The sequence below is a fragment of the Streptomyces sp. NPDC000878 genome (genome assembly GCF_053599695.1).
Map to the genome: position 1 here is coordinate 62,946 of NZ_JBSFMT010000055.1, position 10,858 is coordinate 73,803.

7 protein-coding genes are annotated in these 10,858 nt (G+C 72.7%); 4 read left to right on the forward strand and 3 right to left on the reverse strand.

The genetic code is table 11. The features are described from left to right. The first annotated feature begins 13 nt into the window (after nucleotides 1-13). The 4 genes from ACWDR4_RS35390 (at nucleotide 14) to ACWDR4_RS35405 (ending at nucleotide 4,409) form a co-directional block, all read left to right on the forward strand. The gene (locus ACWDR4_RS35390) at nucleotides 14-1,768 is read left to right on the forward strand and encodes an SDR family oxidoreductase (protein WP_450414523.1); all 1,755 of its coding nucleotides are present in this window, start codon (nucleotides 14-16) and stop codon (nucleotides 1,766-1,768) included. A gap of 151 nt (nucleotides 1,769-1,919) precedes the next feature. Then, on the forward strand, nucleotides 1,920-2,468 hold the full coding sequence (locus ACWDR4_RS35395; RefSeq protein WP_450414538.1) for an RNA 2'-phosphotransferase: 549 nt from the start codon (nucleotides 1,920-1,922) through the stop codon (nucleotides 2,466-2,468). A 75-nt stretch (nucleotides 2,469-2,543) separates the two neighbouring features. Continuing rightward, nucleotides 2,544-3,461 carry an LLM class flavin-dependent oxidoreductase gene (locus tag ACWDR4_RS35400; protein WP_450414525.1) on the forward strand — a complete coding sequence of 306 codons (918 nt, stop codon included), beginning with the start codon at nucleotides 2,544-2,546 and terminating at the stop codon, nucleotides 3,459-3,461. 78 nt (nucleotides 3,462-3,539) lie between these two features. Beyond that, complete coding sequence (locus tag ACWDR4_RS35405; RefSeq protein ID WP_450414526.1) at nucleotides 3,540-4,409, forward strand: Cof-type HAD-IIB family hydrolase; 870 nt, start codon at nucleotides 3,540-3,542, stop codon at nucleotides 4,407-4,409. Between the two features lie 74 nt (nucleotides 4,410-4,483). Here ACWDR4_RS35405 and ACWDR4_RS35410 read toward each other — a convergent pair whose 3' ends face one another. From ACWDR4_RS35410 to cydD, 3 genes are all read right to left on the reverse strand, one after another. Continuing rightward, nucleotides 4,484-5,551, reverse strand: a complete 1,068-nt coding sequence (locus ACWDR4_RS35410; RefSeq protein ID WP_450414528.1) for a M23 family metallopeptidase — start codon at nucleotides 5,549-5,551, stop codon at nucleotides 4,484-4,486. A 102-nt stretch (nucleotides 5,552-5,653) separates the two neighbouring features. Beyond that, nucleotides 5,654-7,168 carry a GAF domain-containing protein gene (locus ACWDR4_RS35415; protein ID WP_450414529.1) on the reverse strand — a complete coding sequence of 505 codons (1,515 nt, stop codon included), beginning with the start codon at nucleotides 7,166-7,168 and terminating at the stop codon, nucleotides 5,654-5,656. A 67-nt stretch (nucleotides 7,169-7,235) separates the two neighbouring features. Further along, entirely contained in the window at nucleotides 7,236-10,766 is a 3,531-nt protein-coding gene (gene cydD, locus ACWDR4_RS35420) for a thiol reductant ABC exporter subunit CydD (RefSeq protein WP_450414532.1), read from the reverse strand. Between the last annotated feature and the right edge of the window lie 92 nt (nucleotides 10,767-10,858).

Sequence of the window (10,858 nt, forward strand, 5' to 3'; positions counted from 1 at the left end):
GGACGGAGAACGAGTGACTCTCGACGGGGCGCGTGAGCGCCGGGTGCGGACGGGCGGAATCGAGCTGTGCGTCGCCGAGTTGGGCGACCCGGCGGACCCCACGGTGATCCTTGTACACGGCTATCCGGACACCAAGGAGGTGTGGTCCGAGGTCGCCGCGCGCCTCGCCGACCGCTTCCATGTCGTGCTGTACGACGTGCGGGGCCACGGCCGTTCCACGGCACCGCGTCCGCTGCGCGGCGGCTTCACCCTGGAGAAACTGACCGACGACTTCCTGGCGGTCGCGGACGCGGTGAGCCCGGACCGGCCGGTGCATCTGGTGGGGCACGACTGGGGTTCGGTGCAGTCCTGGGAGTTCGTCACCGTCGCGCGTACCGAGGGCCGGATCGCGTCCTTCACGTCGATGTCCGGGCCGTCCCTGGACCACCTGGGCCACTGGACGAAGGAGCGCCTGAAGCGGCCCACCCCGCGCGCGGTCGCCCAACTCCTGGGCCAGGGCGGCAAGTCCTGGTACGTGTACGCGCTGCACACGCCCGTACTGCCCGAACTCGCCTGGCGCGGCCCCCTCGGCAAACGCTGGCCGAAGATGCTGGCCCGCGTCGAGAAGGTCTCCGCCGACGGCTACCCGACGGCATCCCTGCCTTCTGACGCGGCCAACGGCGCCTGGCTGTACCGGGACAACGTACGGTCCCGGCTGAGCAGGCCGCGCGAGGACGCGTACGCACACGCGCCCGTGCAGCTCATCACGCCCCTGGGGGACGCGTTTCTCTCCGAGCGGCTGTACGACGGACTGGAGCGGTGGGCGCCCCGGCTGGTGCGCCGCACACTCGACGCCAGGCACTGGATCCCGCGCACCCGACCCGACCAAGTGGCTGCCTGGATCGGGGAGTTCGTGACCGCCAACGAGGGCGGACGGCTCCCGGAGACGGCAACGGGCAAGTACGCGCAGCGTTTCGGCGGACAGCTGGTCCTGGTCACCGGGGCGGGCAGCGGCATCGGACGGGCCACGGCGTTCGCGTTCGCCGAGGCGGGAGCCCGCGTGGTGGCCGTCGACCGGGACGCCGAAGGTGCCGCCCGCACGGCCGAGTTGGCCCGTCTGGTCGGCGCCCCCGAGGCCTGGGCGGAGATCGTCGACGTCACGGACCAACAGGCGATGGAGAAGCTCGCCGAGAAGGTCGCCACCGAGTACGGCGTCGTGGACGTGCTGGTGAACAACGCGGGGATCGGGCTCTCCGGGTCCTTCTTCGACACGACCCCGGAGGACTGGAAGAAGGTCCTGGACGTCAACTTGTGGGGTGTGATCCACGGCTGCCGGCTCATCGGGAAGCAGATGGCCGAGCGCGGGCAGGGCGGCCACATCGTGAACATCGCGTCGGCCGCCGCGTACCAGCCCTCCAAGGCACTGCCCGCGTACAGCACGTCGAAGGCCGCGGTGCTGATGCTCAGCGAGTGTCTGCGCGCGGAGCTGGCGGGACAGGGCATCGGTGTCTCGGCGATCTGCCCCGGCTTCGTCAACACCAACATCACAACGACCGCGCGCTTCACGGGAGTCGACGCCGAGGAGCAGGCCCGCCGCCAGAAGCGGACGGCACGGCTGTACGGGCTGCGCAACTACCCGCCGGAGAAGGTCGCTTCGGCGATCCTGCGCGCGGTGGTCCGCAACGAGGTGGTCGCACCGGTGACGCCGGAAGCGCGGGGCGCACATCTCATGTCCCGTTTCCTGCCGGGGGCGTTGAGGGCGCTGGCGCGGGTGAACCCGCCGCTGTGACGGCGTACCCGTTGTCCACAGTTTCTCCAATTCCCCTGTGGATAACTGCACTTGGCTGTGGATCAAACCTCCGACCCAAAATCAAATGCGTGATCACGGTCTCACCCGACACCCTTGCGAGATGAACGAAAGCAGGACGACCAAGAACGAGATGGATGAAAGACGCACCGTGAAGGTGTCGAAGTACCTGTCCAAGCATCTGCGGCACCAGCCGGAGCGGATCGGGCTCACGCTCGACGAGGCCGGCTGGGTCGAGATCGACACGCTGATCGCGGCTGCCGCCGCCCACAACTTCCGGTTCACGCGGGACGAACTGGACCACGTGGTCGCCGCCAACGACAAGAAGCGCTTCGCGGTCGACGGCACCCGGATCCGCGCCAGCCAGGGCCACAGCATCGAGGTCGACCTCGGGCTGCCCCCGGCGACCCCGCCGGCGTACCTCTACCACGGCACGGTGGACCGCTTCCTGGCCGCGATCCGCGCCGAGGGCCTGCGGCCCATGAACCGGCACGCCGTGCACCTCTCGCCCGACCGCGAGACCGCGACCCGGGTCGGCGCCCGCAGAGGCCGGCCCGTCGTGCTCTCGGTGGACTCGGCAGCCATGCACCGCGACGGCCACGCCTTCCACGTCAGCGCGAACGGCGTATGGCTCACGGAGGCTGTACCGCCGCGCTACCTGCGGTTCTCCGGCCCGCACTGACACGTTCGGTGACCACTGAGTGGGTGCTCGGTGACTGTTTCACGTGAAACACGAACGGCGCCTAGGCTCTGATCCATGAGCAAGAGTCTGCGTCTGAGCACTGTGATCCTGCCGTACCGCCGTTGGCACGAGGGCGGCCGTTCGGCCTGGCAGCGTGCGGAGCAGCTCGGTTTCCACACCGCGTTCACCTACGACCACCTCTCCTGGCGCACCTTCCGGGACGGCCCCTGGTTCGGTGCCGTGCCCACGCTCACGGCCGCCGCCGCTGTCACCGACCGGGTGCGCCTGGGCACCCTGGTGACCTCGCCGAACTTCCGGCACCCGGTGACGCTGGCCAAGGACCTGATCTCCCTCGACGACGTGTCGAACGGCCGGATCACCCTCGGTATCGGCGCGGGCGGCACCGGCTTCGACGCCACCGCGCTGGGCCAGGACCCGTGGACACCCCGGGAGCGTGCCGACCGGTTCGGCGAGTTCGTCGCGCTGCTCGACAAGCTGCTGACCGAGGACGGCAAGGACGGCGTCTCGTACCAGGGCGACTACTACTCGGCGCACGAGGTGCGCAACATCCCGGGCTGTGTGCAGCGCCCCCGGCTGCCCTTCGCGGTGGCCGCCACCGGTCCGCGCGGGCTGGACCTCGCCGCACGGCACGGGCAGGCCTGGGTGACCACCGGCGACCCTCGACTGTTCGAGAGCGGGACGCCCGAGCAGTCGTTCCAGGCGCTGCGCGGGCAGACCGAGAAGCTGGCCGACGCGTGCGCCGCGATCGGCCGGGACGTGAGCGGGCTCGACAGGATCCTGCTGACCGGGTTCACGCCGGACCGGGGGCGCCCGCTGGAGTCCGTGGACGCGTTCGTCGACTTCGCGGGCCGGCACCAGGAGCTGGGGTTCACCGAGCTCGTGATCCACTGGCCCATCCCCGACTCCGACTTCGCGGCCGACGAGGGGGTCTTCGAGCGCATCGCCACGGAGGCCTTGGCGCAGCTGGGCTGACCCGGCGCCGGTCCGGGCGGTCACTCACCTGTGCGGACTCCCGCACGGGCGTGCGCGCCCATACGCGAGAATGGCCGGGTGACCTCAGCGACCCGAGAGCCCGAGACCCCCGCCGCCACCGTCCCGATCCGGCTGATCGCCACCGACCTCGACGGCACACTGCTGCGTGACGACAAGTCGGTCTCCCCGCGCACGGTCGCTGCCCTTGCCGCCGCCGAGGCCGCGGGCGTCGAGGTCTTCTTCGTCACGGGCCGCCCGGCCCGCTGGATGGACGTCGTCAGCGAGCACGTCCACGGCCACGGTCTGGCGATCTGCGGCAACGGCGCCGCCGTGGTCGACCTGCACGGCGGCCCCGGCGCCCACCGCTTCGTGAAGGTGCGGGAGCTGGCCAGGGACAACGCGCTGGACGCCGTACGCCTGCTGCGCGACGCCGCGCCGGGGACCGTGTACGCCGTGGAGCAGACGTACGGCTTCCACCAGGAGCCGGAGTATCCGAAGCTGCACATGGAGGTGCCGGACAATCGGGCGCGCGCCGAGAAGCTGCTGGCCCCGGGCGGGCCGAGCGACGGTGAGCCGGTGCTCAAGATCCTCGCGTTCCACCGCACGATGGACCCCGACGCGTTCCTCACGACGGCCCGGGTGGCGATCGGCGACCGGGCCACCGTCACCCGCTCCAGCCCCAGCGCCCTGCTGGAGATCAGCGGCCCCGGTGTCTCCAAGGCGAGCACGCTGGCCCTGTCCTGCGCGGAGCGGGGCATCTCGGCCGAGGAGGTCGTCGCCTTCGGGGACATGCCGAACGACGTCGAGATGCTCACCTGGGCGGGCCGGTCGTACGCGATGGGCAACGCACACCCCGACGTCCTCGCGGCGGCCTCCGGGCAGACGGCGCCGAACAACGAGGACGGGGTGGCCATCGTGATCGAGCGGCTGCTCGCGGAACGCGGCTGAGGCAGCCGCCGTACGGGCAGCGGTAAGAGGCGCCCGTCCTGGCGCACGCCCCTTACCGGCGCCCCGCCCACCTCCTACAACTGCACCCCGCGCGCCGAGAGCCACGCCGCCGGGTCCACCCCGGAGCCCAGTTCCGGGGTGACGCGTACCTCGAAGTGCAGGTGTGGGCCGGTCGAGTTGCCGGTGGTGCCGGTCTGGCCGATCCACTGGCCCGGGGTCACCCGCTGGCCCTGGTCGACGGTGACGGCGGCGAGGTGCGCGTACTGCGTGTAGTAGCCGCCGGGGTGCTCGATCACGATCTCGATGCCGAAGGCGCCCCCGCACGACACCGACACGACCGTGCCCGAGCCGACCGCCCGCACCGGAGTGCCGATCGGTACCGCGAAGTCCTGCCCGGTGTGCCCGTTGGCCCAGCGGTCGCCGCCGCTGCCGAAGCTCGCGGACAGCTCGTACGTCTCCACGGGCGTGACGTACTCCGGCATGGTCCCGGGGTCCGGCTGGTCGAGCCGGACGGCGCCCCGGCAGGAGCCCGCCGCGACCGAGGCGTCGGCGCGGCCCTGCAGCGTCCAGCGGGCCTCTTCGAGCTTCGCCTCGATCGTCCGCTTCAGCTTGGCGATCTCGCCGTTGCGCCGCTCCAGTTTCTGCCAGTGCGCCGCCGCCTTCGCCTCGTCGGCGGCGAGCCGGGCCTCCGCGCGTCGGCTCTTGTCGATCGCGTTGTTCACGGCGAGGTCGGCCTGCCACACGGCCCGCTGACCGCGCATCAGCTCCTCGGGGCTGTCCGCGAGCAGCATCTGCGCGGTGAGCGGCAGGCCGCCGCCGCTGCGGTACTGGCCGCGTGCGATCCGGCCCAGGTCCTCGTGCAGGACGGCGATGTCGCGCCGTTCCCGGACGAGGAGTTCCTCGTACCGCCGGGCCTTGGCCCCCTCGGCCTCGGCCTCGCGCCGTCCGGCCTCGTACTGCTGGGTCACCACGGCGGCATCCGCGTACAGCCGGGTCACCTCGGCGCTGAGGCCCGAGTCGGTGGCGGAGTCCGGTCCGAAGTCGGCGCCTTCGCCCGAGGCGGCCGTGGGCCGGGCGACCAGGACCGCGAACGCGCACAGCAGAACCGGAACGAGCAGCGGATGACGGCGACGTGAGCCCATGTCAGCGATCGTGTACCGCAAACCGGGCCGACGGCCTGTTCAAATCGTACGCCTGGGGGACTCGTTGCCACGAACGGCTCAGCAACGGGGTCCATGACAGCCTCAGTACGGCGCCTGCCACACCACCGTCGTACCGCCGCCGTCCGGACCGCTGCCGGGTCCGTGCCGGCTATCGCCGCCCAGCGACTCGGCGCGCCGTCGCAGGTTCCTGAGGCCGCTGCGCCGGCCGCCCTCGGCGATGCCTACGCCGTCGTCGGCGACGGTCAGCCGTACGCCCGGCCGGCCGTCCGGCAGGGTCACGTTGGCGTCGACCAGGACGTCGATCCGGGACGCCCCGGCATGGCGGAAGGCGTTGGACAGCCCCTCGCGCAGGGCGGCGACGAGGTTCTTGCCGGTCAGCTCGCCGACGGCGGTGTCGACCGGTCCCGCCACCCGGAGCGAGGGCTTGAAGCCGAGCGCCACGGAGGCCATGTGGATCTCCCGTTCCACCCGCGTGGACAGCTCGGACGGCACCTCGCCGGGGTCGTCCTGGAGCGCGAAGATCGCGGTGCGGATCTCCTGGATGGTCACGTCGAGTTCGTCGACGGCCCTGCCGACGCCGTCCCGCACGCCGGGCGCGACCGACCCGCGCTGGGCGCTCTCCAGCATCATCCCGGTGGCGAACAGCCGTTGGATGACGAGATCGTGCAGGTCACGGGCGATCCGGTCGCGGTCCTCGTACACCGCGAGCCGTTCCCGGTCGCGCTGGGCCTCGGCCATCATCAGCGCGAGCGCGGCCTGCGCGGCGAACTGGACGGCGAGCGCGCGCTCCGTCTCCGTGAACGCGCGCTCTCCCCGCGCGCGGGGCATGGCGAGGCTGCCGACGACCCGGCCGTCGCTCTGCAGGGGCAGCAGCATGGTGGGGCCGTAGTCGAGGGCGAGGCCGGTGCCGAGGGCCAGCCGGGGGTCGGTGGCCGCGTCCTCGACGAACACCGGCTCGCCGTCGAGGAGTTCGGCGACGACCTCGCTCTCCGGCGGGACGATCACGCCGAGCGCGTCCGACGGGCGTTCCGCGTCCACGGCGACGATCTCCAGGCCGCCCTCGGCGGCGGGCAGCAGCACGATCCCGGCCGCGGCCCCGGAGAGCCGGCGGGCCTGTTCGGCGACGATCCGCAGGGAGTCGCCGATGTCGCCGCCCGAGAGCAGCGCGGTGGTCACGGCCACAGACCCGTCGATCCAGCGCTCGCGCTGCCGGGCGGCCTCGTACAGGCGGGCGTTGCCGATGGCGATGCCCGCCTCGGTGGCCAGCACGCGGACCAGGGTCAGGTCGTGGTCGGTGAAGGGCCCACCGCCGCGCTTGGCGCCCAGGTACAGGTTCCCGAAGACCTCGCCGTGCACCCGGATCGGCTCGGCCCACCGGGCGGTCTCCTCGTCGACGCCGTGGTGGACGAAGTCGGCGAGGCCGCCACCGTCCTCGGCGAGGACCCTGATGGCCGCTCGCTCGGCGTCCACCAGGGCGATCGCCGTCGCACAGATCCGCTCCAGCGTGGCATGCGGCCCGAGCCCGCTCCCGGCGGCCCGCATCGCCTCCAGCAACTGCGGCACGCACGGCTCGGGACGAAGCGGTGGGTCGGACATCCCCCGAGCCTAATTAGTCCCGTTTGTCACTGAAAGTCGATCAGCGAGTGAGTCGGGGAGCAAGTGGCTAGCTTCCCGCCGCCACCAGCGCCAACCGCTCGGCCTCCGCCTCCCGCTCCGCCATCCCCCGCAGCGGCCCGTCGACGGCGACCAGCTCCGCGTACGTCCCCCGCTGCGCGACCCGCCCCCCGTCCAGCACGATCACCTCGTCCACGGCGTCGAGACCCGCCAGCCGGTGCGTGATGAGCAGCGTCGTACGGCCCTTGGTCGCGGCCAGCAGATCGGCGGTGAGCGCGTCGGCGGTCGGCAGGTCGAGGTGTTCGGCCGGCTCGTCGAGCACCAGTACCGGGAAGTCCGCGAGCAGCGCCCGGGCGAGCGCCAGCCGCTGTCGCTGCCCGCCGGACAGCCGTGCCCCGTGCTCGCCGACCAGCGTGTCGAGCCCGTCGGGCAGCGACTCGGCCCAGTCCAGCAGCCGCGCCCGCGCGAGGGCGTCCCGCAGGTCGTCCTCGGTCGCGTCCTTCCTCGCCAGCAGCAGGTTCTCGCGCACGGAGCTGTCGAAGAGGTGCGCGTCCTGGGCGCACAGCCCGACCAGCCGCCGTACGTCGTCGCCGTCCAGCGCGTACGCGTCCACGCCGGCCAGCGTGTAGGAGCCGGCGTCCGCGTCCAGGAACCGCAGGAGCACCTGCGCGAGGGTCGTTTTGCCGGACCCGGACGGGCCGACCACCGCGATCCGGCGCCCTTCGTCGAGGGTGAGGTCGAGATGGGCGAGCGCGTCCCGGTCCTGCCCGGCATGGCGGGCGGCCAGGTCCTTGACGACGATCGGGAACGGCGACAGGGGCGCGGGCCGCGGCTGCTCGGGTTCGCGTACGGGCTCGGGCGCGTCCAGGACCTCGTACACGCGCTCCGCGCTCCTGCGCACCCGCTGCCGGTACCGCACGGCGAGCGGCAGCCCGAGGACGGCCTCGAAGGCGGCCAGGGGAGTGAGGACGACCACGGCCATCACGACACCGCCGAGCCGCCCGTCGGCGACCGCCTGGGCGCCCACGAGGGCGGTGGCCGCCACGGTGAGTCCGGACAGCAGCGCGGTGAGTCCGTCGCCGAGCGCGGTGGCGGTGGCGGCGCGCGAGGCGATCCGGGTGAGCGCGGAGTCGGCCCGCCGGACTTCCTCGGTACGTGCGTTCAGGGCGCCCGCGACCGTCGACTCGGCGGTGCCGGTGAGCAGGTCGGCCACGTGCGTGGCGAGTGCCCCGCGGGCCGGGGCGAGCCGGCGTTCCGCGCGCCGGGCCACGGCACTGGTGACTAGGGGGACGCCGACGCCGGCCGCGAGGAGTCCGGCGGCGAGCACGGCCCCGGCCTCCGGCAGCAGCCACGCGGTGAACCCGACGGAGGCGGCGGAGACGACGAGGGCGGCTCCGGCGGGCAGCAGCCAGCGCAGCCAGTAGTCCTGGAGGGCGTCCACATCGGCGACGAGCCTCGACAACAGGTCACCGCGCCGGGTCGTCCGCAGTCCGGCGGGCGCCAGCTGCTCCAGACGCCGGTAGACGGCGACCCGGGTGTCGGCCAGCATCCGCAGCACGGCGTCGTGCGACACCAGCCGCTCGGCGTACCGGAAGACGGCCCGCCCGATCCCGAAGGCCCGCGTGCCCGTCACGGCGACCATCAGATACAGCACGGGCGGCTGCTGCGAGGCCCGCGAGATGAGCCACCCGGAGGTCGCCATGAGCCCGACGGCACTGCCGAGGGCAAGGCTCCCGAGCAGCAGCGCGAGCCCGAACCGCCCCCGCCGGGCCCCGGACATGGCCCGCACCCGCGCGAGCACACCACGTCGCCCTGCGGGAGCGCCGGGTACGGCTACTGCCTCCTCGTCGAGCACGGGCAGCTGCGGAGCACCCACGAGGAGCCCGTCGCCGCCGAGGGAGCCATGGGCCTGCTCGGAAACGGCCAGGTGAGCGGGTACGGCGGCCTCCGCCAACCGCACCACGCGGTCCGCCACCCCTAGGAGCGCGGGCCGATGCACGACCAGCAGTACCGTCCGCCCGACGGCCAGGCGCCGTACGGCGGCCACGACCTCGGCCTCGGTCTCCCCGTCCAGCGCGGCCGTCGGCTCGTCGAGCAGCAGCACGGGCCGGTCCGCGAGAAACGCCCGGGCCAGCGCGAGCCGTTGCCGCTGCCCGGCGGAGAGCCCGGCCCCGTCCTCGCCGAGCACCGCGTCGATGCCCTCGGGCAGCGCGTCCACGAACTCCAGCGCACCGGCGTCGGCCAGCGCCCTCCGTACAGCGGTGTCGTCGGCGTCGGGGCGGGCCAGCCGTACGTTCTCGGCGATCGACCCGGCGAACAGATGGGGCCGCTGCGGTACCCAGGCCACCCGTGAACGCCACTGCTCCAGGTCGAGGCCGGCGAGGTCGGCTCCCCCGACGCGCACCCGCCCCTCCGTCGGCCGTACGAACCCGAGCAGCGCGTGCAGCAGCGTCGACTTGCCCGCACCGCTCGGCCCGACGAGCGCGACCGTCTCCCCGGCCTTCACAGCGAAGGACACGTCGGTCACCGCGTCGACCGACCGCCCGGGATACCGGACGGTGACGCCCTCGAAGGCCACCCCGCCCTCCGGAACCGCACCGGTCCCGGATTCCGGCACCGGTGTCTCCAGGACGGCGAAGATCTCCTCGGCGGCGGCCAGCCCCTCCGCCGCCGCGTGGAACTGGGCGCCCACCTGCCTGAGCGGCAGATACGCCTCGGGCGCGAGGATGAGAATGACGAGCCCGATGTACAGGTCCATCTCGCCGTGCACGAGCCGCATACCGATCGTCACCGCGACCAGCGCCACGGACAGCGTCGCCAGCAGTTCCAGCGCGAAGGACGAGATGAAGGCGATCCGCAGGGTCCGCATCGTCGCCTGCCGGTACTCACCGGTGATCCGCCGGATCGACTCGGCCTGCGCCTTGGCCCGGCCGAACACCTTCAGCGTCGGCAGCCCGGCCACGACATCGAGGAAGTGCCCCGACAGCCGGGACAGCAGCCGCCACTGACGGTCCATGTGGGACTGCGTGGCCCAGCCGATCAGCACCATGAAGACCGGGATGAGCGGCAGGGTGCCGACGATGATCGCCGCCGACACCCAGTCCTCGGTGACGATCCGCGCCAGCACGGCCACGGGCACCACGATCGCGAGCCCCAACTGCGGCAGATAGCGCGAGAAGTAGTCGTCGAGCGCGTCGACTCCCCGTGTCGCCAGGGAGACCAGCGACCCGGTCCGCTGCCCGCTCAGCCACCCGGGACCGAGCGCGACGGCCCGCTCCAGCAGCCGCCCGCGCAGCTCCGACTTCACCGCGGCGCTCGTCCGGTGTGCGGCCAGCTCGGTGAGCCAGGAGACGATCGCACGGCCGGCAGCGACGGCCACCAACAGCAGCAGGGGCGTACGGAGTTCGGTGACCGACAGTCCGTGCTGGAAGGCGCCGACCACGATCTCGGCGATGAGCATGGCCTGCGCGATGACCAGCCCCGCGCCGACGGCACCCAGGCCGACGACCGCCAGCAGGAAACGGCGTGTGGCACCGGCGTACCGGAGGAGCCGCGGATCGATTGGTTTCACGTGAAACATGCCCTTCGGTCCAGGGTGGTGCGCCCTGCACGAGGCCGCGGCGGCCGAGGGCACCGGCTATGTCCTGGCCAGCCGCGGCGACTCGACCCTGC